This is a genomic window from Gemmatimonadota bacterium, assembly GCA_009841265.1.
Lineage (GTDB): Bacteria > JAAXHH01 > JAAXHH01 > JAAXHH01 > JAAXHH01 > JAAXHH01.
Genome location: VXMB01000009.1, coordinates 1,662,730 through 1,688,805, shown reverse-complemented (window position 1 = coordinate 1,688,805; position 26,076 = coordinate 1,662,730). Strand labels below are relative to the sequence as shown.

At 61.7% G+C, this 26,076-nt stretch carries 24 protein-coding genes and 1 pseudogene; 18 read left to right on the top strand and 7 right to left on the bottom strand.

Annotation, left to right across the window (positions count from 1 at the left end):
* Window positions 1-285 precede the first annotated feature (285 nt).
* Window positions 286-2,706: a response regulator gene (locus tag F4X08_12165; GenBank protein ID MYD26557.1), complete on the bottom strand. Its 2,421-nt coding sequence runs from the start codon at window positions 2,704-2,706 to the stop codon at window positions 286-288.
* A 1,386-nt stretch (window positions 2,707-4,092) separates the two neighbouring features.
* On the opposite strand from F4X08_12165, the gene F4X08_12160 reads away from it, so the two are divergent.
* The 5 genes from F4X08_12160 to F4X08_12140 all read left to right on the top strand — a co-directional run bounded on the left by F4X08_12160 (window position 4,093) and on the right by F4X08_12140 (window position 6,591).
* On the top strand, window positions 4,093-4,428 hold the full coding sequence (locus F4X08_12160; protein MYD26556.1) for an AlpA family phage regulatory protein: 336 nt from the start codon (window positions 4,093-4,095) through the stop codon (window positions 4,426-4,428).
* Window positions 4,425-4,931: a hypothetical protein gene (locus tag F4X08_12155; GenBank protein ID MYD26555.1), complete on the top strand. Its 507-nt coding sequence runs from the start codon at window positions 4,425-4,427 to the stop codon at window positions 4,929-4,931. Before F4X08_12160 ends, F4X08_12155 begins: the two co-directional genes overlap by 4 nt.
* A 120-nt stretch (window positions 4,932-5,051) precedes the next feature.
* A complete protein-coding gene (locus F4X08_12150) occupies window positions 5,052-5,243 on the top strand; it encodes a hypothetical protein (GenBank protein MYD26554.1) in 192 nt (63 codons plus the stop codon).
* Between the two features lie 22 nt (window positions 5,244-5,265).
* Window positions 5,266-5,631: a hypothetical protein gene (locus tag F4X08_12145; GenBank protein ID MYD26553.1), complete on the top strand. Its 366-nt coding sequence runs from the start codon at window positions 5,266-5,268 to the stop codon at window positions 5,629-5,631.
* Window positions 5,632-5,901: 270 nt separating this feature from the next.
* Window positions 5,902-6,591, top strand: a complete 690-nt coding sequence (locus F4X08_12140) for a porin family protein (GenBank protein ID MYD26552.1) — start codon at window positions 5,902-5,904, stop codon at window positions 6,589-6,591.
* Between the two features lie 141 nt (window positions 6,592-6,732).
* On the opposite strand, the pseudogene F4X08_12135 reads toward F4X08_12140, so the two are convergent.
* Window positions 6,733-6,879 (bottom strand): annotated as a pseudogene (locus tag F4X08_12135) (chitin-binding protein).
* A gap of 76 nt (window positions 6,880-6,955) precedes the next feature.
* On the opposite strand from F4X08_12135, the gene F4X08_12130 reads away from it, so the two are divergent.
* The 11 genes from F4X08_12130 to F4X08_12080 all read left to right on the top strand — a co-directional run bounded on the left by F4X08_12130 (window position 6,956) and on the right by F4X08_12080 (window position 15,060).
* Complete coding sequence (locus tag F4X08_12130) at window positions 6,956-8,098, top strand: hypothetical protein (GenBank protein ID MYD26551.1); 1,143 nt, start codon at window positions 6,956-6,958, stop codon at window positions 8,096-8,098.
* A gap of 323 nt (window positions 8,099-8,421) precedes the next feature.
* Window positions 8,422-8,688: a hypothetical protein gene (locus F4X08_12125; protein ID MYD26550.1), complete on the top strand. Its 267-nt coding sequence runs from the start codon at window positions 8,422-8,424 to the stop codon at window positions 8,686-8,688.
* Window positions 8,689-8,818: 130 nt separating this feature from the next.
* Window positions 8,819-9,481, top strand: a complete 663-nt coding sequence (locus F4X08_12120; protein ID MYD26549.1) for a CAP domain-containing protein — start codon at window positions 8,819-8,821, stop codon at window positions 9,479-9,481.
* Window positions 9,482-10,003: 522 nt separating this feature from the next.
* A complete protein-coding gene (locus F4X08_12115; protein MYD26548.1) occupies window positions 10,004-10,435 on the top strand; it encodes a RidA family protein in 432 nt (143 codons plus the stop codon).
* A 90-nt stretch (window positions 10,436-10,525) separates the two neighbouring features.
* Window positions 10,526-10,738 (top strand): hypothetical protein, encoded by a 213-nt coding sequence (locus F4X08_12110; GenBank protein MYD26547.1) that lies wholly within the window; start codon window positions 10,526-10,528, stop codon window positions 10,736-10,738.
* A 2-nt stretch (window positions 10,739-10,740) separates the two neighbouring features.
* Window positions 10,741-11,175, top strand: coding sequence for a YkgJ family cysteine cluster protein (locus tag F4X08_12105; protein ID MYD26546.1), 435 nt, complete (start codon window positions 10,741-10,743; stop codon window positions 11,173-11,175).
* Between the two features lie 6 nt (window positions 11,176-11,181).
* Window positions 11,182-12,600 carry a hypothetical protein gene (locus F4X08_12100; GenBank protein MYD26545.1) on the top strand — a complete coding sequence of 473 codons (1,419 nt, stop codon included), beginning with the start codon at window positions 11,182-11,184 and terminating at the stop codon, window positions 12,598-12,600.
* A gap of 20 nt (window positions 12,601-12,620) precedes the next feature.
* Window positions 12,621-13,838, top strand: a complete 1,218-nt coding sequence (locus F4X08_12095; GenBank protein ID MYD26544.1) for a phosphoribosylformylglycinamidine cyclo-ligase — start codon at window positions 12,621-12,623, stop codon at window positions 13,836-13,838.
* A gap of 133 nt (window positions 13,839-13,971) precedes the next feature.
* On the top strand, window positions 13,972-14,223 hold the full coding sequence (locus tag F4X08_12090; protein MYD26543.1) for a hypothetical protein: 252 nt from the start codon (window positions 13,972-13,974) through the stop codon (window positions 14,221-14,223).
* 98 nt (window positions 14,224-14,321) lie between these two features.
* A complete protein-coding gene (locus tag F4X08_12085) occupies window positions 14,322-14,561 on the top strand; it encodes a hypothetical protein (GenBank protein MYD26542.1) in 240 nt (79 codons plus the stop codon).
* A gap of 130 nt (window positions 14,562-14,691) precedes the next feature.
* Window positions 14,692-15,060, top strand: a complete 369-nt coding sequence (locus F4X08_12080; GenBank protein MYD26541.1) for a hypothetical protein — start codon at window positions 14,692-14,694, stop codon at window positions 15,058-15,060.
* Window positions 15,061-15,069: 9 nt separating this feature from the next.
* Here F4X08_12080 and F4X08_12075 read toward each other — a convergent pair whose 3' ends face one another.
* The 4 genes from F4X08_12075 to F4X08_12060 form a co-directional block, all read right to left on the bottom strand.
* A complete protein-coding gene (locus F4X08_12075) occupies window positions 15,070-17,502 on the bottom strand; it encodes a hypothetical protein (GenBank protein MYD26540.1) in 2,433 nt (810 codons plus the stop codon).
* Between the two features lie 119 nt (window positions 17,503-17,621).
* Window positions 17,622-18,245, bottom strand: coding sequence for an RDD family protein (locus F4X08_12070; protein ID MYD26539.1), 624 nt, complete (start codon window positions 18,243-18,245; stop codon window positions 17,622-17,624).
* On the bottom strand, window positions 18,050-19,249 hold the full coding sequence (locus tag F4X08_12065; GenBank protein MYD26538.1) for a starvation-sensing protein RspA: 1,200 nt from the start codon (window positions 19,247-19,249) through the stop codon (window positions 18,050-18,052). Before F4X08_12065 ends, F4X08_12070 begins: the two co-directional genes overlap by 196 nt.
* Before the next feature lie 95 nt (window positions 19,250-19,344).
* The gene (locus F4X08_12060) at window positions 19,345-21,999 is read right to left on the bottom strand and encodes a peptidase M14 (protein ID MYD26537.1); all 2,655 of its coding nucleotides are present in this window, start codon (window positions 21,997-21,999) and stop codon (window positions 19,345-19,347) included.
* Window positions 22,000-22,195: 196 nt separating this feature from the next.
* Here F4X08_12060 and F4X08_12055 point away from each other — a divergent pair, with 196 nt between their 5' ends.
* Window positions 22,196-23,425, top strand: coding sequence for a hypothetical protein (locus tag F4X08_12055; protein ID MYD26536.1), 1,230 nt, complete (start codon window positions 22,196-22,198; stop codon window positions 23,423-23,425).
* On the top strand, window positions 23,422-24,282 hold the full coding sequence (gene ppk2 / locus F4X08_12050) for a polyphosphate kinase 2 (GenBank protein ID MYD26535.1): 861 nt from the start codon (window positions 23,422-23,424) through the stop codon (window positions 24,280-24,282). Before F4X08_12055 ends, ppk2 begins: the two co-directional genes overlap by 4 nt.
* A 5-nt stretch (window positions 24,283-24,287) precedes the next feature.
* On the opposite strand, the gene F4X08_12045 is transcribed toward ppk2, so the two are convergent.
* On the bottom strand, window positions 24,288-26,036 hold the full coding sequence (locus tag F4X08_12045; protein ID MYD26534.1) for an alkaline phosphatase family protein: 1,749 nt from the start codon (window positions 26,034-26,036) through the stop codon (window positions 24,288-24,290).
* Window positions 26,037-26,076: the final 40 nt, after the last annotated feature.

Genomic DNA, 26,076 nt, shown 5'->3' with positions numbered 1-26,076 from the left:
TGATTCAACTCGTTCGAGCTGAACCGCAGTTCCGTAAGTCCAACCTAATTCGTCCTGCCGTTGCCATCTCGAATGGTGAAACCGGTGACTCGCCGCTTCGTAGCCCATCCCCCTTTACGGCCTCCCGCTGGATCCGTAAGGTTCAGGCGTACTTGCACAGGAATTTGAATCCATTACACAGCAAACGGTACCCGGACCTGGCCATCCGAGTCGGGTAGTGTGCTGCGCGTGATGGTGTGCTACGCGGGTCGATGAGGGACTATTGTAGAATGGCGATCTGTTTGCCTACGGTTCACCCGGCCGGGCCATGCGGTATCCGACCCCGCGCTCGTTGAAAAGGTAGACGGGCTTGCGCGCATCGTCGCCGAGCTTCTGGCGGAGCTTCTTGACGAAGGCGCGTACGAGCTTCTGGTTGGCGTAGGCGCGCGAACCCCAGACCTGGCGCATCAGGGTGTCGAAGGTCAGCACCCGTCCCGCGTTGAGCGAGAGGACGCGGAGCAGTTCATACTCGGTGGCGGTGAGTTCGACCCTCACGCCGCCCACGCTCACCCTTCGCCGGTCGTAGTCGATGTTGAGCTTGCCCAGTACGAAGGGTTCGGGATCGGCGCGTCTGTGCAGCGCTGCCCGGATCCGCGCCACGAGTTCGGTCGTCGAGAAGGGCTTGACGAGGTAGTCGGCGGCGCCGGTATCGAGCGCCCGCGCGATGGTCTCGTCCCGTCCGTAGGCGGAGATGAAGATGACCGGCAGGTCGGCCAGTTCGGGCAGGCGTTCCATCAGTTCGATACCGTCCGTGCCGGGAAGGAGCAGGTCCAGCAGGACCAGTTCGGGCCGCTCGGCCTGGATGATACCCGGCAACTCTTCATGGTTGCTGGTCACGAGCGCGGAGTAGCCGGCCGCCGTGAGCGCTTCGCGCACGTAGCGCAGCGTCTGCGGGTCGTCGTCGACCACGAGGATGCGCGTCGGTTCGCCCGTTCCTTCGGCGTCCTGCGTGTCGGTCCGGACCGGCTCGTTGGCGGTGTTTACAGCCTTGCCGGCTTCGCCAATCTTGCCGGCCTTGCCAACCTCGTCGGCCACCGGGATCGTGAAGGTAATGCGCGTGCCCTGGCCGACCCCGTCGCTCTCGGCCCGGATGCGTCCTCCGTGGGCTTCGACCAACCCCTTGCAGATGGCAAGACCGAGCCCCGAGCCCGCGGCGGTCTCGGCCTCACGGTCGCCGCCCTTGAGACCCACATACTTCTGAAACAGGTGCGGGAGTCGGTCTGCCGCTATCCCCGCCCCTTCGTCACGGACGGTGACTGCTACATGCACCCCGTCCTGAACGGCGGAGACCCGAATAGGAGAGGACTCCGGGGCGTGCCGGACGGCATTGGAGAACAGGTTGTTCAGCACCTGTTCGATGCGCTGCCGGTCGGCCATGACCCGCGGCAGGTCGTGTGGCAGGTCGATAAGGACAGGGTGCCTGCCGCCGCCGCTCTGGAAGGTGGTCCGCGCCCGGTCCACCAGGTCGGCAACCTCGGAGGGCTCGGGCGATACAGACAGCGTGCCCGTGTCGATGCGGCCGGCGTCCAGCAGGTCGCTGATCAGGACGCGCATGTGATCGGCCTGCGCGAGGATGATGCGGTAGAACTCGCGCATCTCCGCAGGGTCGAGTTTCGGCGCGGCTTCCAGGAGGGTGGACGCCGAGCCCTTGATCGACGTGAGCGGGGAGCGCAGTTCATGGCTCACCATGCCGAGGAACTCCGCTCGCAACCGTTCCAGCTCCTGTAGCGGCGCCAGGTCCTGCATGGTGACCACCACGGACACGACCGCGCCTTCCTCCGAATGGATGGGCGTGCAGTTTACCAGGGTCGTGACGGTACGTCCATCGGGAACCGAGAGCACGATCTCCTCGGCGCGCACCACCTCGGTGCGGTTCAGCACCTGCGACAGCGGCAGCTTCCCCAGCGCGATCTCGCGCCCGTCGGCGCGCTTGAAGGTGACCTGTTCCAGCAGAGCCTCCGGCGGGCTTCCCGGCATGCGCACGCCCTCCACGATCCGCTTCGCCTCCTGATTGATCGACATGAGCCGGCCGGTCCTGGCTTCGAAGACCAGGACGCCCACCGGCGAGGTCTCGACCAGGGCCTCCAGATCGGCCCGGGCGCGTTGCTCGGCCTGGTACGTGCGGGCATTGGCGATGGCCGTAGCAGCCTGGGAGGCGAACAGCACCAGGATCTCCTCGTCTTCGCTCGTGAACTCCGCCCCGCCTTCCTTCTCCACGAGATAGAAGTTGCCGACGTGCTGGCCGCGATGGCGCATCGGCATGCCCAGGAACGTGCCGGACAACTGGCGGTTCAGCGCGAAGCCGAGCGATTGCGCGTAAGCGCGCGCATCCGGCAACCTCAGCACGCCAGTGAGGTCGCGCAGGTGCTCGAAGAACCTGGGTCCGTCGGGCCAGTCGGCCATTCTTCGGTGCTCGGCGTCTGTGAAACCGGAGGTGTTGAAGTCCCTGGGCTGCCCGGACTCGTCGATGGTGACGATACCGCCGTAACGCGCCTCGATCAGCGCGCGGGCGCTGTCCACGATCTCGCGCAGGACGGTCTCCAGGTCCAGGCTCGCGCTGATGCGCAGGCACGCCGCGCTCAGCATCGAGATGCGCTCGCGCAGCGCCTCGATCTCCCGTGCGGGTTTGTCTTTAGTCTCAACGCTCGACGATGCGGTACGCTTCATTGACGTATCCTCTCCGCAATCTCCTCGAACCTTTCACGTGATCCTCGCGTCATGCCGCGGTCCCGGTGCCCGTGACATAATACGCCACGGTATAAATTCGCGCAATATTCTTATTGTTTATCGGTTAATTCACACACAAGTCACACTTCAGGCTGTACCTTAGAGTAAACAGTACAATTCAGCCGATTTACACGAAATCCCCGGGGCCGGATTCACGGAGCATACCGGGCATTTCTGCCCTGATCCCATGCCATCATGGCGTCCTCCATGATGGCGAGCCTGAATCCGCACCCGTATACACAGGGATGGTGCGGATTAGTGGGCTTGGACGTGTACTGGATGGACCGGTTGGAGTTCGTACTGGAGGGAATGTAGAAGTGGCCCGCGTGGATAGTCGCAATGAAAGAAGAAGGACTTTAAAGGCGTCGCCGCACCGGGGGGCTTTACCGGGTGCAGATAGAGTCCGGAAAAAAGTGCGGGACGTTACCCGGCTTTGCGGCGATGAAATGCTCGATTGACGTCTCGCGCATCTTCAACGCCCGCCGCAAGTAGGAGGCGAAACTTGACGAAGTAAACCGACCGAAAACGCGGCGGGCGAATACGTGTGACAAGACGGCGGGGTACGCCATGTGGAATACCTCCCACGGTACATGGTGTTTAAATGGGCTAGCCCTGGGCTCCCGGCCCCGTCTTAAGACCTCGGGGCGGCGCAGGTGATATCAATGGCCAGTGTAAATCTGACAGATTTCTGAAGTTCGCCAGCTATAGGAAAGCAAGGATTAATGGGAAAACTGGTCTGCGTGATGTCCGTAACGGTGGTGGTAATGATGTCCTGCGGGAAGGACAACGCGATGACCTCACCGGACCAACCGATGGCAGCAGCCCCCGTAGCACCCACGCCCGATCCGGAAGCGAGGGCGCTTGTTGCGCTATATGATGCGATGGGCGGCGAGAACTGGAGGGATCCATACCGCCTGAGCTGGGTGGTTTGACGAACGCGCGGACGCTCTGGTTGGACAATAACCGCCTTTCCGGACCCATACCTCCCTCTTTGTCGTATCTCGACAGACTGACGGTCCACTGGCTCTACAACAATCGGCTAAGTGGCCCCATACCACCCGAACTTGGAGGCATGGATAGTCTGACCCGTCTCTCTCTGTCGGCGAACAACCTGACCGGGGACGTCCCGGAGGAACTGGGCCGACTGTCGGATCTGACCGTGTTCCTGGTGCGGGACAATGCCGCGCTTGCCGGACCGTTGCCGGCGTCGTTCCTGCAACTCGATCTCCTGGCCCTGTGGCTGTCCGGCACGGAAGTCTGTATCCCGACGGGCACGGAGTTTACCAGCTGGATGGATCAGATAGAGGACCTCCAGGGCGATTCACGATGCGGTGCCGTTCCAAGGACAGTGAGATCGGGCAGGTCCGTTCGTTCGGTCACGACCGCGCGGTCGGTCTCGGCCGCGCGCTCGGTCTCGGCCGCGCGTTCGGTCTCAGGCGATCTGGATGCCAAGGAAAGGAGGCTGCGATGGAATCCCGGCTATTGACGCGAAAGAAAGTTTCCACACTGACCGGGTTCAGCGCTACGGACATCCGCCGTCTGGTAGAAAAAGGCGTTTTCCCGCGACCGGTCAGGAACGGCAGGGGGAAGGAACTCTGGACCGAGAGCGCGGTCGTGGAATTTCTGAAGACGCGTCGTAAATACCCGGAGGTAGTGGAGTGACCAGGTGGACCGCCGTGCTCATCCTGGCGGCGGTGATGACGGGCGGAAATGCGCAGGCGCAGTCCGGGGTGCATGCAGGGATCCTGATAAAGGACGACCCCGACGAGCTGTACGTCGAATTCGATCTCAAGAGTAAAGGCGGTAGCTGCAGGGCAGACTTCGAAAAGATTGTCGAGGCGGAATTCGCACGGCTCCGCCTGAAACGCGCGGAAGAACTGAACATCAATGAGTTGTTCCTGCGCGTGGGCATCGGCACGGTGGACCTGACAGGCGAATCGGGATTGACCGCCTGCTTGTACTCGGTGGATATCGGGTTCGGTGAGACATTGTATATACGGGAAAACCCCGTCACCGTGAGGTATGCCAGCGCACCGGGTTTCCGGAGCGACTTTCGCTTCGGGCTGGCCTGGCATCCCGGGGCGCAGACCCGGATCGAAAACGACGTGCGCGAGTTGTTGAGAAAGGCGCTTGCCGCGTATATGGACGCCAATTTCACCTTTTGAGGAGGCCAGGTTACCAGGTCCTGCCGAACAATGAATACATGGAATGCTACAGGCGTCTGTCAGGGTGGCATACGGCGTGGCGATGGATACCCCTATAAGTAAATCGCTGGGGCGTGACAGATGAACCAGGACGTCATGAAAAAGGCCTGCACGCTGCTGGAAAGCACGCTGCAGCATCTCAAGGAAATGGGCCTGGACGAGTACTGGACCGAGCGGCTGGAAGTCACGCTCGAGGAAATGTGGCAGGATCACAAGTACATGGACAGGGACTACGAGCAGAGGAAAAGGACCGGCCTCGAGGACGACCCGTAGAGGACTTTGAAGGAGATTTGACATGCTGTACCGGTTCCGCGAACTATTTGGCTGGGACATGTTGCTGGTCGTCAGCATCTGCGTCTACCTGTGGCTTGTCGAAATGTCTTACCCACTCCATGCCGACTCGGACGCCCTGCAATTCGTGACCATTTACGCGTTCCTGGTGGGGCTCGTGATTTTGGCCCTGCTTGTCACCGAAATCCGGAGCAGGATCGGCGTCCTCGGATTCATCGGCCTGGCCGGATTTCAGGGGATCTGGTTCGCCCTGGTCTGGTTTGTAGGCTGGAGCGGGCTGACCCTGGGCTGGATTCCCGGCTACATCGTCTTTCGGTTCTGTGTCGAATTGCGGCTTGCCGTTCGCAGAAGCGATTTAGACTTCCACTAATCCCGCGCCTCGTTCGTCCGGTCCTTCCTGCGGCAGGCAGTGTGGACGGGCTTGCCTGGCACCGTCCGGGACGGGCGGCGGGGCGCGGCAATCTAACCGTTGTCAGCAATACTACCAACTGGCAGCACAGGATGTCGTCGCTCCGGGGTTATCACCGGGCGCTGAAGAGTCCGGAACCAAGTGCGGGCGTCTCCCGGGAAGCGGCGATGTGCAAAACGATACGGGCGCCACGCACATCTTCACCCCGCCCGCCGCCAGTAGGAGGCGTCGATGACGCCGACCGAAGACGGCGGGCAAAAAGTCACCACGTTGGATTACCGAAAGGAGAAAAGACCCATGATTCGTGTTTTAGGTATTTCAGTAATAAGGACGCTTCTGTTCTTCTTCGTATTATCGGTATGGTCGATACCTGATTGGGTAGATGCTCAGGAACAGAGTGTTTCTTTAAATGCTGGTGGAGGGGTCAGTATCCCGGTAGGCGACTCATCAGATGGAGCTGCTACTGGATGGGGATTGAATGCAGGCTTCTCGGTTCCGATAACCGCAAATGTCCATGCTTTTGCAGAGGGTTATCACAGCGGTTTGGGAATTGAGGACGATCTTAAAGCCGCGCTGACTCTGATCGGAGCAGACGCGGCCATTTCTATGACCGGTGCAAATATAGGAATCCTGCTGAAATCTAATCCTTCGCCCGTAGTTATGTACGCTCGCGGAGGAATAGGTTACGGAAGGGCAACGGGAGTGGTTTCGGTGCTAGGTTTAGATGTCAGCATAACCGGATCTGGATTTGCATTTACGTTAGGGACAGGCATAGAGATCCCTGTTGGCGAAACAGTATCCATAACAGGGGATATTCGTTACAACCATATTCTCGGCGCGTTAGAGAACGAGTATGGGTTCGAAGATGATCCGGTGCAGTGGATACCGATCAGGGTAGGGGTAGCATTTACGCCAAATTAAGGAGCAAGTGCTTTAACGGGCGGGACGACCCGGTGTAGTTAAAGCTACATCCTAATCAAAGGAAGATCAGTTGAACAGATCACACAGGCGGAATTCAAGTACAGTTATATTGGTTCTGACGCTACTCCTTATGTCCTGCGAGGGCCCACCAGGTCCTACAGGGCCCACAGGTCCGCCTGGCTCGCCGGGTACGGGACCGCCCGGTCCGCCCGGTCCGCCCGGGCCCGATGGTCCGCCAGGGCCTCCAGGGATTCAGGGACCAGCAGGACCACAAGGTCCGCCGGGACCGAGTGCAGCGCCAGGTGACACGACCGCGTCACTTGGACACAGAGTCGTCTCCTTCGAGGGCACGACCGCGACGTTGTTGAACAGTAGCGGCGGAAGCACGGTTGTCATAGGCGGGGAGAACATTAGTTTCGCTGAATGGAACACAAACAACTACCTCCATATAGATTTCTCGATCGATCCGGGATCGGACTACGAATCCTATGAAGCAGAAAATCCATCTACGGCCTGGTACCTGTGGTGCGGAACCGGAACAGGAGGAATCGGGCAGGACTTCAATCTTCTCGATCTAAAAGCGGACTATATGCTGGATGGAATTGATTACTTCTCGAAACAGCCTCATACTTGGCCGGATGACGTAGCGAACTGTGCGTTTAGTATTGGGTTTAGAATCGGTGGTTACGACCAGGTAAATCGAAGGTACTACTGGACTGTCGAAAACCAATTCATCCCTATACGAGTGGACTATTTTCATTTGCCAGAGACCAAAATCGTGTTTCATCCGGTCGTGATCGACGAAGATCAGATCGCAAGCGAATCCGTGTGGCTCGAGAATATCGTTAACCAGTATGACGTAGGATGGCAGTTGGGTCGGACCATGCCTCTGGATGTAACCGCATGGGAGGTTGGCGGACCTGTTGTTGCTGACACCACCGGAATTGAACGGGCGCAGGATGGGTTCCCGCGATACGATCCGTTCAGGACCGCGACATTCGATGCTTTGTTAAACCAGTACGCCGGCGCGTCGTTCGGCGAAGGTATAACGTTTCATGTGGCCGTCGTTTCTCCCGAAGTGATCAACGGACATGGACAAGGGGCTGGATCGGCCGCAGTTGGCTCTCCGTATTCTGTAATTTTCTGGAGTTACAACAAGACGATCCTGGACGACGTCTTGCAACATGAAATCGGGCATAATCTGGGATTGCTTCACACCTACTGCTCGGGTATGGAGGGCGATCCAACCCTCGATGTCGATTATCCCAATCCCGATGGATTTATAGAGCAGGACGGGTATGCCGTCAACCCCGATCGAAAGACCTTTCAAGTCATTCCAGGAGAGTCGACATACGATTTCATGTCGTTCTGCAACCCTGCCTGGCCATCAGCACGCAACTACGAAAAGATGATCGCCTTCCTGCGCGAGCTCGAGCCGAACGTTTCTGCTCGTGTTGTCGTGGCCGATCCGGAGATCGTAGAGTGTCAATTCGGAATCCAACATTAAGGAAGATCCATGGAAACTGTTGGATTAGAAAGTTAAGTAATCGTTTTCGCCTGCGGGATACGTTGTACTGAGAGCAGTAAATCCATCGGAAGGGATAGTTACTTCGAATTCTGCTACCCACGACCATTATCATCATACGAACCTCCATACTCATAAAGCAAATTCTCAAATCTCATATGTGACTTCTACTTTAGCGTCTTGTGATAATCGCTGTCAGAATCTGAACGAGATCGAAGGTGAATTGCGAGTCCTCACAACCAAGAAGCCCCCAGGGAGGTCTAATAGGGTAGAATCAATCCTTATACCTTAATGGGAGGTGTATCATGACCAGATTGTCGATCGTCGCGGGAGTCGTGTTGGCATTGGTCACGAGTCCTCAGTTGGCGTTTCCCCAGGACACGGAAACGACGTCCGAAGATGTCTTGGACCAGCGGGTAGAGCGCATGGGTGACTTGTCGGCCCTGTGGGAACAGATCAAGGCCAATGCGGACGAAGCCCCGAGAGTTACGGCTGATCCGGTAGCGGAGACACCGGACCTGCTCCGCGGTCTGTGGGAACAGATCAAAGCCAATGCAGACCAACCGAAGTGATTGAGCACGGCCGATCCGCTAAAAATGCCCCCGGGGAAGGACTCCGGGGGTATCGTTTCCTCGCTGCGGTGTGCCTCCGCATTACAATCTCATCGATTTTCAGATTACCTACAGGTAGGAGAACACGGACATTCACGGGTTTGGTCTCGATAACGCCAAGGGACGGGCTGAATTAGCACCTTTACCCGGTCGGCCACGCTCGATCCCGTTGCTTCTCGTCCTGATCGCCGGACTGCCCTGGTTGCCGGGTTGCGGATCGGATGGCAATCCGGCCGTGACCGCCCCCGCCGATCCGCCCCCGCCGGCCGAGCCGTCCTCGAAACCACCGGCTACGACGGTCTCGCCTTTCTCGGACATCGAGCGCGGAATCCTGGCGGGCATCAACGTCTACCGGGGGCAGGGAGGAACTTGCGGGGATGATTCCTACGATCCGACAACACCGGTTACCTGGGATGACGGACTGGCCGAAGCCGCGAGGGTCCACATGGAGGATCTCCTGGCCAACGATCTGTCCGCCGACTACCACACCGGTTCGGACGGATCAAGCATAGCAGACCGTGTTACGAGGGCAAGCCCGCAGACGGCGTGGCTCGTCCTGGGCGAGAACATCATACTCACCCAGGGAACGGCACGTGATCAATTGACAGAAAAATGGCTCACCGACTGGCACGAATCCCCGGTCCATTGCAGAAACCAGCTGAACCTCGTATTCAATCGGGCAGGCGTAAGCGTCGGAGTAAAGAATGGCCTGTACGCAGCCGTCGTCGTCTTCGGCCAGAAAGCCGGCGCCTGACCGGCCGCTCGCCTGGAGATCCTGTCCAGGCACGGAAATTCCCCACACCGATAGCACTGCTACTGAATCCGTCGCAAGGCATCTTCGATCACCGAGCATGGCAACTCGGACTGTATAATCACGCCTTCGGTCTTGCACGTGCTCCCTTCCCTTTCCGTCCTCGGCCCGCGATCCAGTTCTCCGCCCGTACGAGAGAGTTGCCGGTAATTACGTGCAGCTTTCATCACGAGAGATAACATGCAGGCTTGACCGGGTCAGCTTCAATTCGTTAGTTTCAAGTTTACTCGCCTGTTTGTTATTCCTTGTGCGATCACGTCGACGCGCAAGGCCTGTAGCCTCTGTCATCGGGAGCGAAATATGACCGGACGACTTCGCAATGCCGGCGCGCAATATCAGAAGACCGCCGTGCCGTTGCGCGATGCCACTATGCCACCGCGGACAGTCTCGGTGCCCACGATGGTTTTCGTTATGACGCTGATGTTCGCCGCTATGCCGCTGATGTTCGTCGCGGGATGCGCTGAAATGGAGCAGGACGCATCGACGCCCCCTGCTGCGCCCCCGCCCCCGCCCGAGGCCGTATATCTCACGTCGGAGACCACGGCGAGCATGAACCTGCCCTTCTCGGACGCTGTGCGCGTGGGGCACCTGCTGTTCCTCTCCGGACAGATCGGGAACATCCCCGGTACGACTGACCTGGCGACGGGCGGCATCCAGGGCGAGGCCCGCCAGACCATGGAGAACATCAGGGCGGTCCTGGAAGCCAACGGATCCTCCATGGACCGGGTGATCAAGGCCACGGTCATGCTGGCGGACATCGCCGAATGGCCCGCCTTCAACGAGGTGTACGTCACGTACTTCCCCGGCGACAAGCCGGCCCGCAGCGCCTTCGCCGGCAGCGGCCTGGCCTTCGGCGCGCGGTGCGAAGTCGAAGTGATCGCCACGGTGGGAGAATAGTTTTTTATTTCGAGAATGCACTCCAGCTTGGCCGACTAATACGGTATAAGGGTATTCCTGTATATGTATTCGTTGCATAAGGAGTATAAGTTGGCTAAGAAACCCTGGATCAATGTAGTAATAAAAGGTGCCCTGATTACAGTTGGCTTCGGCTTGTATGTTTTCGTGGAATCCGGCACGAGAGACCGGTTGTCCAGACTGGAAGATAAGATTGACCGTGTGGATGCCAAGGTCGACCGTGTGGAGACCAAGGTGGATGAAGTGCGCGGAAATCTGAAGTTCAGTGTCACCAGAGATCAATAGCCATGGCTAAAGGCAAGTTCTGGCACGACGGATTGCAGTTCTCCTGCCACGGGTGCGGTCACTGCTGTACCTTCCCGGGTGGATTCATCTACGGCAGCGAGAAGGAGTTCCGGCGCATCGCCGAGTACCTGGACCTGCCCTTCGAAACCTTCCTTGAAAAGTACACGGAAGAGATCGACGGCTACGTCTCCCTGGTCTCTCCGGATGACGGTCCCTGCGTATTCTACGACCGGGGTTGTTCCATCTATCCGGTGCGGCCGTCTCAGTGCAGCAGCTATCCCTTCTGGCAGGACATCCTGAAGTCCAAACGGCGGTGGGAACGGGAAGCTGAGACATGCCGGGGCATGAACAAGGGGAAGCACTGGACACGCAAGGAGATCGAAGCGCAGGTGGCGAGCCGGACGGAGAACCTGATGGCGGCGAAGAAGCGGGAGTGAGGACACATGGACGAGCACAATCGTAAAGAGCAGCATGTGGACGAGCGGGAATCGGCGGAAACAGAAAGCGAGTTGGACCGGCTGGACCGGCTGGACCGGCTGGACCGGCGCACCTTCATCAGGGTGAGCGCACTGGCCGGGATGGCCGGCGCGGCGAGTGCGACGGGTGTCGCGGCATCCGGTTGCAGTAGTGCGGACGAGTTGGATGGATCGCCGGGAGGTGGTAGCGCGGGCGGTTCGGGCGGCGTCAGCGGTTCGGGCGGCGACCCGGAGGCTCTGGCGGCCGATCTGAAGGATAACGTCTACACCCGGCTGCTCGGAGTGCGGCCCCATGTCGGCGCCCACGAGCACCTCTCGAGCATGGGTGGCTCACGCATGCCGGCCGAGGTGATGGAGGCCATGGCCGAGGCCAACCGCTACTTCGTGGACATGTCCGAGTTGCACGAAGCGGCGGGACGGCGCATCGCCGAGATCATGGGGGCGGAGGCCGCCCTGGTCTCGTCCGGCGCCTTCGCGTCGATGCTGGTAGGCGCGGCGGGCGTTTTGACCGGGCCCGACGAGGAACGGATGGGGCTCCTGCCCAATCCGAACTGGCCGAAGGTGGAGTGCCTGTTTCAGACGGCCCATCGTTTCTTTTACGACAACGTGTTCGGCTTCGCGGGCATGAAGCTGGTGGAGGCCGGCACCCGCGCGGAATACGAGGCGGCCATCACGGACCGGACGGCGCTGCTCGTGGGCCTGGCGTACATCGAGCACCAGACGCGGGGCGTGCCGCCTTTTCCCGTGCGCCACCGGCAGGAACACGACCCCGAGACGCTCATGCCCCTGGAGATCATCGAGATCGGCAAGCGAAAAGGCGTGCCGGTGATGATCGACCTGGCGTCCAACCTGCCGCCGAAGGAGAACCTGACCAAGTACCTGGAAGCCGGCGCCGACCTGGTCGTGGTCAGCGGGGGCAAAGGGATTCGCGGCCCGAATTCGACGGGGATCCTCGCGGGCCGCGCCGACCTGATCCACGCCGCCCGGATGCAGAACGCGCCGGTCAACGGCATTGGACGGGGGCTGAAGGTCGGCAAGGAGGAGATCGTCGGTCTGGTCGCCGCGCTGGAGCGGTACGTGGCCCTCGACGAGGAAGAAGAGATCGCCTCCTGGAACACGAAGGCTCGCTGGCTGGCGGACCAGTTGCAGGGCATCGACGGCCTGGAAGCCCGTTACGAGCTCAACACCCACGGTTACCACGACGTGGAACTGCTCTGGGACGAGTCGGTGATTCCCCTGTCCCGGGAAGACGTGGGCCGGCTCTTGCGCGCGGGCGACCCGAAGATCATCTACGACGGTCTGGGTCCGCGCACGCTGCAGCTCGAGGATGGCGAAGTCCAGCTCGTGGCCCGCAGGCTGCGTGAACTGTTCACCACGGGAAGCTGAAGGACTCCGAAAGGACGTGCATGGCCGACGAAAAGCCGAACGGAAGCGGCGCGCCTGGCGGTCCGCCTGCCGGTGACCGGTTGACCTACGAGGATTCCGGCGTCGACTACGACCGGATCGATCCCCTGAAGGTCCTCGCCCAGCAGGCGGCACGGGCCACGGGGGCCAACCTCGAACGCGCGGGTGCGCACACAGGCGTCCGCGAGGTGGCGGCCAGCCGCGGGGAGTCGGCCTACGTGGTGGACATCGGCGATGCCTATCTCGCCTCCATCACCGAATGCCTGGGCACCAAGGCCCTGGTGGCGGACGCGATGCGGGAGGTGCAGGCGGAGTCGGGGGTGTCGCGGGTGTCGGGGCCGCCGGTATCGAAGGCATCGGGACGGACCTGGTACGACCACATCGCGCAGGACACCATCGCCACGGCCGTCAACGACCTCGTCACCGTGGGCGCGCGGCCCCTGAGCATCCACGCCTACTGGGCCGCCGGTTCGTCGGACTGGTTCGACGACACCGACCGCATGAACGACTTGGTCGACGGCTGGAAGGCGGCCTGCGACGTCCTGGGCGTGGCCTGGGGCGGCGGTGAGACCCCCTGCCTGACCGGCGTGGTGGAGGAAGACGCCATCGACCTGGCCGCCTCCTGCGTGGGCATAATCCAGCCGAAATCGCGCCTCACCCTGGGCGAGGATCTGGCGGCCGGGGACGCGATCGTCCTCCTGGAAAGCAGCGGTATCCACGCCAACGGCCTCACCCTCGCGCGCAAACTGTCCGAGCGACTGCCGGAGGGGTACGCCACGGTCATGCCCGACGGCCGGACGTACGGCGAGGCCCTGCTCGACCCCACCGTGCTCTATCCTCCCGTCACCGAGGCGGCTTTCGAGGCCGGCATCGGCCTGCGCTACATCGCCAACATCACCGGCCATGGCTGGCGGAAGATCATGCGCCACCCCGGCCCGTTCACCTACCGCATTACCGAAGTACCCCCCGTTCCCGAGGTCCTGCAGTTCATGGTGGAGGAGACCCGGCAGACTGCGGAAGAAGCCTACGGCAGCCTCAACATGGGCGCCGGCTTCGCCCTCTTCGTCCGCCCGGAGGACGGGGACGCGGCCGTGGCCTGTGCCGAAGCGCAAGGTCTCCGCGCCTGGGTCGCCGGCGTAGTTGAGGATGGCCCCCGCCAGGTGGTCATCGAGCCGCTGGGCGTGACGCTCAGCGGAGAAAGTCTCGCCCTGCGGGACTGAGCCGGCGCGTTTCCTCCAGCCTGTCCTTTTTCATTTTCTAAGAAAAACTCCGAGTATTGCCTGGTGATCTCCGACTGATACGCTTTAGAGGTCGGTTATTCATGCTTTGTCACACTCACCAGGAGGTCGGAAGATGAACGGAATGTCCCGCGAGAACTGGGCCTTTGGCGCGCAGATCGTATCGGCCATAGGCATCCTCGTAATCGCAGTCGTCACTTTCATTAATCAGTCCAACACGGAATTCCGGGATGAGATTCGGGCCGAGCTGACCGGATTGCGGACGGAAATGCAATCCGAATTCGCCTCCATACGTTCTGAAATTCACGACATGAATACACGCCTCGGCCGCGTCGAAGGAATCCTGCGCGTGTCCGGAAACGAGTAGAAACGGTAAAACAACGAGTTCTGAAGGCAGATCTCTGACTATTGAATCATATAGGTCCGACTATACTCACATCGTCACACTCACCAGGAGGTCGTAAGATGACCGGAATGTCCCGCGAAAACTGGGCTTTTGGCGCGCAGATCGTATCGGCCATAGGCATCCTCGTAATCGCAGTCGTCACCTTCATCAATCAATCCAATAAGGAATTTCGGGATGAAATTCGGACCGAGTTGACCGGATTGAGGACGGAACTCACCTCGATACGTTCCGAGATGCACGACATGAACACGCGCCTTGGCCGCGTCGAAGGTTACCTGCGCGTATCGGTAAACGAATAGAAGTGAATCCTGCTGTCGGTAGAAGAGAAACTGAGAGACTTGATCGAGGTTGTATCACGAGTAGAGACCAAAATCGAAAAATGTAAACAGTAAGTGTCCAAATAGAAACCGGTAAGGGAGAAATCGTACTATGGAAATCGCTCAACTGGTCGTATCGCCGGCTATCTTATTGGGAGCATTCATCTTCTTCTGGAAAGAATCCAAGGCGGGTCGAATGGAACTCGAAACCCGGCTGGTTCAGCGCATGGATCGCATGGAGGACAGGCTGGAAGCGCGCATCGTCACCCTGGAGGGCAAGATGGATGCACGCTTTATCGAGTCGGAAGCGCGCATCGTCGCGCTGGAGGACAAAATGGATAGACGCTTTACCGCGACGGAAGCGCGCATCGTCGCGCTGGAGAACAAGATGGATACCCGCTTGATTGCTCTGGAGGACAAGATGGATACGCGCATGGGCCGGCTGGAGGCGGTGCTGATTACGCAGCAGAAGGCGTCTTGACGCCTCACGTTACGGTCCGGAACAGTACTGCAGTCCACTTACTGTCTGGATACCGTCTATCCAAGTCATAAATGTTGCGGTAGGCGGCACACACAGCGCAGTGTTTCTCAGGTTTAGAGATCCCATTTTCTCGAGCCCGGTAAATGAACCGGGCAGTGGACCGGATAGCTCTGGATTATCGGCGAGCCAGAGAAATACAAGGTCGGTGAGTTGTCCCAGTTCGTCCGGAACTGTCCCCGTCAGCCGGTTGTTGTCAAGTGTCAAATGATTGAGGTTTTCGAGTTGACCCAGTTCGGGCGGGATGGTCCCTGCCAGCCGGTTTTCCTTAAACCACAGCTGCCTCAGACTGGTCAGTTGTCCAAGTTCAGGTGGGATGGTACCGGTCAACGCGTTTCTATCGAGGAAGAGAAATTCGAGTTTGGTGAGATTAACCAGCTCCGGCGGAATGTGCCCAGTCAATTCGTTCCAGGAAAGATTTAGCACGGTGAGTTCGGTGAGATTACCCAGTTCTGATGGGATGAAGCCCGTCAATCTGTTGCTTGAAATCGACAGGTTGGTGAGTGCGGAGAGTTGGGCCAATTCCGATGGGATGTCTCCCGTAAGCATGTTGCCGCCGAGATACAAGTGAGTAAGGTCAACGAGTTGTCCCAATTCCGGCGGAATGGTTCCCGCCAGATCGTTGTTGGAGAGATTCAGCTGTTCGAGGCTGGCCAATTGTCCCAGTTCCGGTGGGATACTGCTCGTCAGCTCATTGCCGGCAAGGTTAAGGTTTGTCAAATCGGAAAGCTGCCCCAGTTCCGGCGGGATATTCCCCGTCAGGCGGCTGTTCAGCACGCTCAGCCAGGTCAGGTTGGTCAGTAGTCCCAGTTCCGGCGGGATGCTGCCTGTCAACTCGGTACTGTCGAGACTCAGGACGGTCAGTCGAGTCAACTGTCCGAGTTCCGGTGGAATGCCGCCCGATAACTCGTTGCCGGACAGCCCCAGCCAGGTGAGGTTGGAGAGCAGTCCGAATTCCGGTGGCAGGTTGCCCGTCAGGTCATTGTACCTGAGGTCCAGCACGCCAAGGGAGGCGAGATGGCACAATTCTGCGGGAAGGGGGCCCTGGAGGTTGTTCCGTGGCAGTTCCAGGCGTACTACCTCACCGGAAGCAGTTGCTGTAACACCGTACCAGTCGTTCATCGGCCCGGTGCTTAACCAGTTCCCGTTGTTGGTCCATTCGTCGCCGTTGGTGGCCTGGTACAGGATCGACAGGACCTCTCGGTCCAGGACCACGTCTTTCACGGTTATGGACGACGCGGACGATACCTCACCTGATCGGGCCGTAATCTCCACGGTGCCGCCGGCCACCGCGGACACGAGACCCTGGCCGTCAACCATTGCGATCGATTCGTCGCCGCTTTCCCAGGTCACGTCCGCGCCGTCGATCGTACGCCCGTTATGATCGAGCACCGTGGCCGTCAACTGCACCGTATCCCCGGCCGCCGCGAGCGTGGTTTCATACGGATCGATCACGATGCTGGCGGGCGTCTGCATGACCGTAACGTCGCTGCTTGCCGATAGATCGCCCGATGTGGCCGTGATAGTTGCGGTGCCGTTGTTCACCGCGGTCACGAGGCCCTCGGCGCTCACCGTCGCCGCGGACGCGTCGCTGCTCTGCCAGGCCACGGAGACCCCCACGATGGTCCGGTTATTCGGATCGACCACCTTCGCGATGAGTTGGATGGTCTCACCGATGGCCGTGAGGTTGACCTCGGAAGGTTCGATCGCGATACCGGTGGGCGTCTGCATGACCCTGACGGTGACGCCTTGCTCGGTACTGCCGGATCGGGCCGTTATCCTGGTTGTGCCGTTGCCGGTCGAGGTTACCAGGCCGGTCGTGCTCACGCGCGCCACTTCCGTATCGCTGCTCCGCCAGGTCAGGTTTGCCCCTTCGATCGTCTGTCCGTTGCGGTCCTGTACCGAGGCGGTGAGTTGCAATGTCTCGCCGATGGCCGTAAAGGTGACCTCCGTGGGTTCGATGTTGATCCTGCCTGCGGTCTGTACGACCTTTACTTCAACGTCCTGCGATGCGCCGCCGGATCTCGCCGTAATCCGGATTATCCCGTACATGACCGCGGTTACCAGGCCGCCTGAACTGACCGATACGATCCTGGGGTCCGCACTGGTCCAGGTCACGGAAGCACCGGTCATTACGGCGTTGTTCTGATCGAAGACCTGGGCGGTAAGTTGGACCGTCTGGCCGATCGCGTTCAGCGTGGCCGAGGACGGCGTGATGGTGATGCGGGTCGCTACCGGGGTCGGCGGCGGAGGCGGCGGTTGCGACGGGGACGTCGGGGTGGGCGTAGTGGGGCTGTCCTTGCCGCACGCGACGGTCAGTGAGATCAGCGCGCTCAGCGTGCCGAGTACGAGCAAGGTAAACGTATTCAGCAGGATTCGTGACACAGCCCGTTCCTGATCTTTTGCCGCGGGATCCTGGGGAGAAGGGAAACATTAGCGTCAGGCGAACGCTAATGATGAAGGAATAATTCGATGACGGCAACCGGTTTTTCGGGCCAACCGGTTTATTCGGCCCGCAACACCAGCGTCCGCGCGATCAGGTCGTGAAAGGCCTGTCTGCGTTGGGTGAAGACCGCGGCGAGGTAACCCGGCCAGAGGACGGGCAGGCACTTGGGAATGGCCCTCAGCGCGGCGCGGCCGAAAGTGGGCGTATGCCCCTCGGCGTCGGCCACCCGGATGCCCAGGATCATCTTGCCGATGGTGGCGCCTTTGGACGAACTCTCCATGACTGCGTAGTAGAACCACGGCATGAGCAACTGGAACGCGCTCAGCAGCGGGACGGTTACCGGGTCCGAGCCGGCCTCCAGGAATTCGGCGGCCAGCGCCATCACGGCGCCGGCGGCCGTGAGAATCGCCAGGTCGATGGCGAAGGCGCCGATCCGCTGGAGGTGGCCGGCGTAGTCTTCGGACAGGGAGTAGCCGGAGATGAAGGTCACGGCCGGGCGGGGCCTCCGTCGGGCGTCCGGGCCTGGGTCCAGTTGATGATTTCGTCCTGGCAGGGATAGCGGGCTGCCAGTTCCTCGTTCAATTCGACGCCCAGCCCCGGGCGGTCGTTGGGATACATGTAGCCGCCGCGCACTTCGGGTGTGCCGGGGAAGATCTCGTAGACCAGGTCGCTGAAGCGGCACCATTCCTGGATGCCGAAATTCGGTGCCCACAGGTCGAGGTGCAGGTTGGCGGCGTGGCCCACCGGCGAGACGTCGCCCGGACCGTGCCAGGCCGTGCGGATGCCGTACATGGCGGCCATGGCCGCGACGTTCCGTGCCGGCGTGATGCCGCCCATCTGGCTGATGTGCATGCGCAGGAAGTCGATGAGCCGTCCCTCGATCAGGGGCAGCCATTCGGCGGGATTGTTGAAGAGTTCCCCCATGGCGATGGGCGTCGTCGAGGTCTGGCGCATGCGGCGGAACCATTCGTTGTCCTCGGGCGCCAGGGGGTCTTCGAGGAAGAACAGGTTGAAAGGTTCGACCTGCTTCGCGAAGACGATGGCGTCGGCGGGCGTGAGCCGCTCGTGCACGTCGTGGAGCAGTTCCACCTCGTCGCCCACGGCCGCGCGCAGGTGTTCGAACATCTTCACCGTGCGGCGCATGTAACTCCGCGGATCGAAATAATCCCCGGGCTTCGCGCCTTCGGGCGGGGTGACCCGCGGCTTTCGGCCCCCGTATCCGCCGATCTGGCAGCGTACGTGCCGGTAGTCCTGGTCCATGTATTTCAGTACGTTCTCCGCCACTTCTTCGGGTGACCTGCCGTCGGCGTGGACGTAGGTGTCCGCCGCCTCCCGGCACTTGCCGCCGAGAAGCTGGTACACGGGCATGCCCGCGCGCTTGCCCTTGATGTCCCACAGGGCCTGGTCCATGCCGGAGATCGCGTTGTTCAGGACCGGTCCGTTGCGCCAGTAGCCGTTCACCATGGCCGTCTGCCACAGGTCTTCGATATCGTCCACGTCCTTGCCGATGAGGAAGGGCTTAAGGTGGTGTTCGATGGCCGCGTGGACGGCCCGGAACCGCTGGGTGAAGGTGGCGCAACCCAGGCCGTACAGGCCGGGCTCCGACGTCAGGATCTTCACGACGATCAGGCGCGACCCGGCGGGCTGGGTCAGGATGGTCTTCACGTCGGTGATGGTTACGGGCATAGGGTTCGCTTTCTGTTGCGGATGCGCGGTTCACTCCGGCCGCGCTCCTGGATCACTCTAGCGGCGTCCGGCTAGCGGCGGCGCTCGGGTCTCGCCTAAAACGCACCCCCGAAGAAGACGGCGTTCAGGAACAGACCGTTCGTACCGTACCAGAAGGCCCGGAAATTGGGATTGTCGGCGAAAAGCACGACGGCGCCGGCGCCCTGCCTCCGGGCGATCAACGCGGCGGAATCCGCCAGTTCGCCGTGACGCTTCGGTGAGATGTAGCCGGCCAGCAGCGGAGACGACGTGTACCGGGCCACCGTGGCCCCGGGCGTGGCGGAAGGTTCGAAGAAGATCTCGTGGTTGCGGAAGAGCGGCGCCTGATCGCCGTAACCGAAGGCCAGCGGGTGGGTGGTGTCGAGCGCGGCCGCGAATATGGCGCCGCCGATCCGCTGTGCCCCCCGCGTGGACGATACCAGCTCATAGGGAATATCTACGGAATCGGGCCGGGCGAATCTCAGGCCTTCGTCGATCACTTCATTGCCGATGAGCCACCGGGCGGCGCTCTTCCAGGCGATGAGGATGCCGCCCTCCTGCACCCACCACCTGAGCCGGTTCATGTCCTCCGTATCCAGGTCGTAGTTGCCCATGACCATGACCAGTGTCGTGTAACGGTCCAGGTCAAGGTCCGAGAACCCGTCGGCGTCGACCAGGGAGACGGGAATGCCGAACCGCTCGTTCAGCAGGTGCCAGGTCTCGCCGACCTCGTAGGCCCGGGTACCGGGACCCGAGAGCAGCGCGATCTCCGGCTTGACCAGCACCGGGGAGGTCGGGCCGCCCAGGTCGCCGCCCGTGGGCGTCAGACCCGTATCCGTGCCGTGGACGATGACGTGGTCTTCCGCCACGATCCGGTCGATGAGCGCCCGCACCTGTGCGGCGGTTACGGTGGACGCGGCGTCGCGCTGGGCGACGGGGATGATGATCGTGCCCCGGTCGAAGGTCCGTTCAGTACTGCCGGGAACGCCCGGGCCGTCCACGGCCACCGAAAAGGGCTGCCTGGCCAGCCGGGGCCGGAGGCCCGCGTCCTGGAGCCGGTAGAGCGCACGCGGCGCGAAGTAGCGGTCCCATTCCATCAGGTAGGCATAGGACCCGTGGCCGCCGATCAGCTCGCCGCCGTCGAAGGCGGCTTCGGTGATCTCCGCGCCGGCCAGGTCGTCGGAGTAACTGCGCAGTTCACCGCTCGGAACGCCCATGGCCAGGGGCAGGGTCCAGGCCGAGACGTCGTAGAAGAGGGAGTCCGTGAAGGTCGTGACCTGTTCCATCGAGGCCTTGATCAACCGCGTCTGCGGCTGGTCCATGGGGATGATGACCGACTCGCCGGCGCGGAAGGACCGTTCGCCGGAACCCGCGGTCCGCCCGGCCGGCAAGGTACGTTCGCCGGCCTGCACGGTCCGCGCGAGCTCGTAGACGCGGATGCGGTGGCGCAGCAGCATCTGCAGGAGGGCCTGCGTACGCGTGCGCGTTCCGCCGAGATCGAGGACATAGGCCTTGACGGGGTTGCGCCGCGCCGCCTCCAGCGCCGACGCATAGAAATCGCGCTGGTGGGTGAGCAACTCCGTCCTCAGGGCCAGGCTGCCGGCCAGGGTCGACATGGAGGTGGCGACCTGGTTGCGGATCGTGAAGGGGAAGGTCAGGACTCCGTCGTTCGTCACCCGCTCCAGCGCCCGGGACGAGGCCTGCTCGAAGAGGATGCCGATGGCTCCGTTCACGTCCGGAAAGGTGGAGCCCTTGCCGTAAAAGAAGTCGTCGAAGGTCTCCCGGGAGTAGTACAGCGCACCGTGGCGGTCGAGCCACTCGGCGTGGTGCTCCGCGAGCGCCGCCGTCAGTTCGAAGGTCCGTTCCGGCGTGTTCGGGTTGTTTCGGCTCGGGATGCCGGGCTGGAAGAAATAGGTCGCGTTGCTGCCCATTTCGTGCACGTCGGTCAGCACCTGGGCGCGCCAGTGGTGGAACAGGCCCACCCGGCCCTTCGATGAAGGGTGCTGCGCCACGAGCCAGTCCCGGTTCAGGTCGAACCAGTAGTGGTTGGTCCGCCCGCCCGGCCACGGTTCCACGTGCTCCCGGTCCTGTCCGTCCCGCGTGGCGACGCGGCCCCGGTTGGCATTGACCCAGTTGACGAAACGGTCCCGCCCGTCCGGGTTGTAGTTGGGGTCCAAGATGATCACGGCGCGGTCCAGCAGGCCGTCCACGGCCGGCCCGCTGCCCGCGGCCAGGTGGTAGAGCACCAGCATGGCCGCCTCGGGTCCGCTGGCCTCGTTGCCGTGCACCCCGTAACCCATGTGGACGACGACGGGCATGGTCTCGATCATGGCGTCCGACACCTCGCCGGGCGCGTCGGACAGTTGGTGGTTGGCCATCCGGATTTCTTCCAGACGCCCATGGTTGGCCGGCGACGTCACCACGGCGTGGTACAGATGGCGTCCTTCGTAGGTAGCGCCATGGCGGCTTACCACGACGCGGTCCGAGGCTTCGGCCACCGCCCGGTAGTAGGCGGCCACCAGGTGGGACCGCGTGTGCGTGTCGCCGACCGTGTGGCCGATGACCGATTCGGGACGGGGGATGGCCGGGTCGTAGGATTCGACGCCGGGCACGCGGACCTCCATGGCGAACGGAAGGTCCTGCGCCCGGACGTTTCCGGGGACGAGGGTACAGATCAGGCCGAAGGCGAAGAGGTAGACTGCGGACAACGCGCGAGGGTGGACACGGTTCATCGTCTGTTCCTGACTTGGAATTAGGCTATCGGATATTATGGGTATTTGGAGGAAAACGTAAGCGCCAAGATACAGGCGCCGGGGACCCGGATCAAGGTTAATCCGGCGCGGCATTACGGCCAGATTGGCCTTGACGCGATCCCCTTCCAACGTGCTAATTGTGATCCTGACTTCCTAACTCAGTCACTACCACAACATGCTGTATGCCTGCGTTCCGGCAGGTCTGATCCAAACGGAGGCACCCGTGCGTATACTCGTGATCGGCAGCGGCCTGATGGGACCCGCGGCGGCGTACAACGCCATGGTGGACGATCAGGTGGAGTGCGTGACGGTCTGCGATCTCAGCGATGACCAGCTCGGGGCCTGCCGCGAAACGCTACGGGACAAGCCGGGGACGGACAAGGTCGCCTACCGGCGGCTGGACATGAACGACCGGGCCGAGTCCATTGCCGTGATGAAGGATCACGCGGCGGGCGTGGCGGCGCTGCCCAGGGACGCGAGCATGACGGCTTTTCCGCTCGCCCTCGAAGCGGGCATGCCGTACATGGACCTTACCCGCCTGGACCTTGCCGGCATGCCACGGGACGATCTCGACGCCATGAAGTCGCGCTTTTCCGGTTCGCGGGGCTTCGTCATCCTGGGTTGCGGGCTGGAGCCGGGACTGACCGAAATCCTGGGCCGCCGCCTGGCGGAGCAGCTCGACCGGACGGACGAACTGCACATACAGTGCGGAGGCATTCCCACGCGGCCCGAACCGCCCCTGGGGTACAAGATCGTCTTCGGCGGCAAGCGCTTGCCGCTGCGGGATTCAATGGCCCGGATGGTGAAGGACGGGCACCTCGTGGACGTCCCCCGCTACTCCGACCCGGAACCGGTTTCCTTCGACGGCGTGGGGGAATGCGAAGCCTGGCACGAAGGGTTCTTCCCCTGGCTCCTCGAGTTGGATGTGCTGAAAGGCCTGCGTACCGGTACGCAGAAGACCGTGCGCTGGCCGGGGTATTCCCACAAGGTGACCGTGCTGCGTGAGCTGGGTCTGCTGAGCGAGGAGCCGGTGGACGTGGACGGCACCAGCGTGATCCCCAAGCACGTGGTGGACGCCGTGCTCTTTCCCCGGGTGAAAATGGCCCCGGAGGACCGGGACATCACGACGTTTCGCGTCACCGCGATCGGCGAGAAGGACGGCCGGCCCGCCACGCGTATGGCCGAGATGGTCGACCGGTATGACGAAGAGACGGGATTCACTTCCATGGCGCGGACCACGGCCTTCACCGCGGCCATCGGCGCGCGGATGACGGCCCGGGGAGACCTGCCCCATCCCGGCCGGCCATTCGTTACCCCCGAGCAGGCGATTTACGGGGACGGTTTCGATACGATGATCGACGAGCTCGACCGGATGGGCGTGCGGTTCACGTTGAGCGGAAGCTGAGGAGACCCGGTACAGGAGGAACGCGCGTGAATAAAATCGACGGGAATCATCCTGAGACCCAGGAAAAGAAAACGAAGAAGAAACTTAAGCAGAAACACTACGAGAAGGAACTGGCCCGGCTGCAGGTCGAGTTGTCCAAGCTTCAGGAATGGGTGGTCGACCATGGCCTGAAGGTGGTGGTCATCTTCGAGGGCCGCGACGCGGCCGGCAAGGGCGGCACCATCTCTCGCATCATCGCGCGGCTCAATCCCCGCGTCTGTCGCGTGGCCGCCCTGGCCAAGCCGACGGACCGGGAACAGTCGCAGTGGTACTTTCAGCGGTACGTCACGCACCTGCCTTCGGCCGGCGAGATCGTCCTCTTCGACCGCAGCTGGTACAACCGCGCGGGCGTCGACCGAGTAATGGGGTTCTGCACGGAGGAGGAGTACCGCGAGTTCCTGCGGTCCTGCCCCGAGTTCGAACGCATGCTCGTCCGCTCCGACATCCACGTGATCAAGTACTGGTTCTCAGTGAGCGCGAAGGAGCAGGCACGGCGGTTCAAGAACCGGATCAAGGATCCCCTTAAAAGCTGGAAGTTCAGCGATATGGACCTGCAGTCCTACATGAAGTGGGACGAGTATTCGCACGCCAAGGACGAGATGATGAACTACACCGACATCAAGCAGGCGCCGTGGTACGTCGTGCCGTCGGACAGCAAGCGCCGCGCGCGCCTGAACTGCATCACCCACCTGCTCAGCCTCTTCCCCTACGACAAGGATCCTCCTACGTCGAAAATCGATCTGCCGGACCGCGATACCGACTCCGGTTACGTCCGCCCTCCCATGGACGACCAGCGGTTCATCCCCGAAGTGTACTGAAGTCCCTACTTGATGATCTCGCCCAGTATGCGTCCGTCGCGGTTCGACGGCAGGGTGATCCGCAGCAGGTTGCAGATCGTCGGCGTGATGTCCGCCGCGTCGATGGAGTGCCGGTAGTGGCCGGGCGCGATCCAAGGGCCGTGGAACATGATCGGAATGTGCGTATCGTAGTCGTGGGGCCATCCGTGGGAGGTGCCCACCGTGGCCGACCCGTACTCGCCCAGTAGCAGGTAGAAGGGCGTGGAGATGAGCATGATGTCGCCGCTGTTCTCGGAATGGAAGCTGTGATAGACCGTCTTCGTGAGGTTTGATTCCGGCAGCAGCTTCCGTTCGATGCGGTGGCGCGTATAGGCCTGCATTACTCCCGGATGGGTCACGACGGCCGCGGCCGCCGTCTCTTCCACCTCGGCCCGGCTCAGGCCGCGGCTGTCGATGGCCTCCCAGTTCAGGTACACGCCCGATTCCGCCACGTGCAGGACCCAGTCGTCTTCCCCGTGCAGCCCGTCCAGGGCTTCCTCTATCAGGGCCGTCAGCGGCTCGGGTCCGACCCGTCCGGCCTCCAGGCCCCGGAGCGCCAACTGCTCCGGCAGTTCCATGGCGCCGTGGTCTGCCGTAAGGACCAGGAGGGTGCGGTCGCGCCCGACCCGTTCGTCGAGGAACCCGAAGAAGTCCGCCAGCTGCCGGTCCGTGCGCAACGTGGCGTCCATGGATTCCTGGCTGAAGGGGCCGAAATCGTGGCCGATGTAGTCATTGGCGGAGAGACAGAGGACCAGCACGTCCGGGATGTCGTCCTGCCCCAGTTCTTCCTCGATGATCGCCTGCCGCGCGAATTCCAGCTGGTAGTCGGTGGACCAGGGCGTGTGCTTGAAGGCGTTCCAGTACCGGGGCCCCGGTTCCTCCAGGCCACCTTTCGTCACATGAGGAAAGACGATCCCGCTGTTCCGGTTGTCCTCCTCGCCCTCCCGGACGTCTTTCCCCGCCCGTTCCAGGTAAAGTTCCTCCGGCAGCAGGCGGTCCCATGTGCGGCCGAAGGACTGGTCCGGGATGTTCCGGTCGTTGAAGCGCTTGACCCAGTCGGGCAGGTCGTCCATGAAGAAGCTGCTCGACGTGATCCGGCCCAGGCCCGCTTCAAACCAGTATGGCGCGCCCAGTTTCCCGGCGGAGATCATGGCGCTGTAGTCCTTGAGTGAAATCGTGATGGCCTTGCCCCGGTAGCGCGTGGCCATGCGCAGTTCATCCGCCAGGGAAGAGCCGACCAGTTCCCGTGTGGAGGCGCGTCCGGTCGCGGTGGGCCACAATCCGAGGATGTGGCTTTCAGGATCCACCAGCGACGGCCGAAACACCCCCGTGGACCGGCTGTACCACGAGTTGTTGACCATCCCCGTCTTGTGGGCGTAGGTGCCGGAGGTGACCACGCTGTGGCCCGGTGAAGTGGAGGCGTGTACATGCGTGAAACGGGCGTCCTGCATCCACGCGCCGCGGTCCATGAACCGGCGGAATCCGTCCTCCACGAAGAGGTCTTCGAACCGCTGCAGGTAGTCGTGGCGGAACTGGTCGATGATGATCAGCACCGCGAGCCGGGGCGTGTCGGTCGGCGCGGGAACCGACGACTGCGCGGGCGTGTCGGTCGGTGCGGCTGATCCGGCTGCTTCCTGGAGAACCGGTTCGCCGTTGGTGGGTGCCGCTGAAGCAGGCGTAATGATCAACAGCAACGACAGGATCAAACCCGTCCTGGAGAATCCGGATATGGACATGATCGGCCCTTTCAGAGGTCGGATGTGTTACAGATGTTTT

Excerpts from the sequence above, each read along its gene's own strand:
- F4X08_12100 (MYD26545.1), top strand. The coding sequence starts at position 11,182 with ATGGACGAGCACAATCGTAAAGAGCAGCATGTGGACGAGCGGGAATCG.
- F4X08_12165 (MYD26557.1), bottom strand. The coding sequence starts at position 2,706 with ATGAAGCGTACCGCATCGTCGAGCGTTGAGACTAAAGACAAACCCGCA.
- F4X08_12150 (MYD26554.1), top strand. The coding sequence starts at position 5,052 with ATGAACCAGGACGTCATGAAAAAGGCCTGCACGCTGCTGGAAAGCACG.
- F4X08_12095 (MYD26544.1), top strand. The coding sequence starts at position 12,621 with ATGGCCGACGAAAAGCCGAACGGAAGCGGCGCGCCTGGCGGTCCGCCT.
- F4X08_12125 (MYD26550.1), top strand. The coding sequence starts at position 8,422 with ATGACCAGATTGTCGATCGTCGCGGGAGTCGTGTTGGCATTGGTCACG.
- F4X08_12060 (MYD26537.1), bottom strand. The coding sequence starts at position 21,999 with ATGAACCGTGTCCACCCTCGCGCGTTGTCCGCAGTCTACCTCTTCGCC.
- F4X08_12140 (MYD26552.1), top strand. The coding sequence starts at position 5,902 with ATGACGCCGACCGAAGACGGCGGGCAAAAAGTCACCACGTTGGATTAC.
- F4X08_12160 (MYD26556.1), top strand. The coding sequence starts at position 4,093 with ATGCGGTGCCGTTCCAAGGACAGTGAGATCGGGCAGGTCCGTTCGTTC.
- F4X08_12105 (MYD26546.1), top strand. The coding sequence starts at position 10,741 with ATGGCTAAAGGCAAGTTCTGGCACGACGGATTGCAGTTCTCCTGCCAC.
- F4X08_12085 (MYD26542.1), top strand. The coding sequence starts at position 14,322 with ATGACCGGAATGTCCCGCGAAAACTGGGCTTTTGGCGCGCAGATCGTA.
- F4X08_12080 (MYD26541.1), top strand. The coding sequence starts at position 14,692 with ATGGAAATCGCTCAACTGGTCGTATCGCCGGCTATCTTATTGGGAGCA.
- F4X08_12115 (MYD26548.1), top strand. The coding sequence starts at position 10,004 with ATGGAGCAGGACGCATCGACGCCCCCTGCTGCGCCCCCGCCCCCGCCC.
- F4X08_12045 (MYD26534.1), bottom strand. The coding sequence starts at position 26,036 with ATGTCCATATCCGGATTCTCCAGGACGGGTTTGATCCTGTCGTTGCTG.
- F4X08_12055 (MYD26536.1), top strand. The coding sequence starts at position 22,196 with ATGCTGTATGCCTGCGTTCCGGCAGGTCTGATCCAAACGGAGGCACCC.
- F4X08_12090 (MYD26543.1), top strand. The coding sequence starts at position 13,972 with ATGAACGGAATGTCCCGCGAGAACTGGGCCTTTGGCGCGCAGATCGTA.
- F4X08_12065 (MYD26538.1), bottom strand. The coding sequence starts at position 19,249 with ATGCCCGTAACCATCACCGACGTGAAGACCATCCTGACCCAGCCCGCC.
- F4X08_12145 (MYD26553.1), top strand. The coding sequence starts at position 5,266 with ATGCTGTACCGGTTCCGCGAACTATTTGGCTGGGACATGTTGCTGGTC.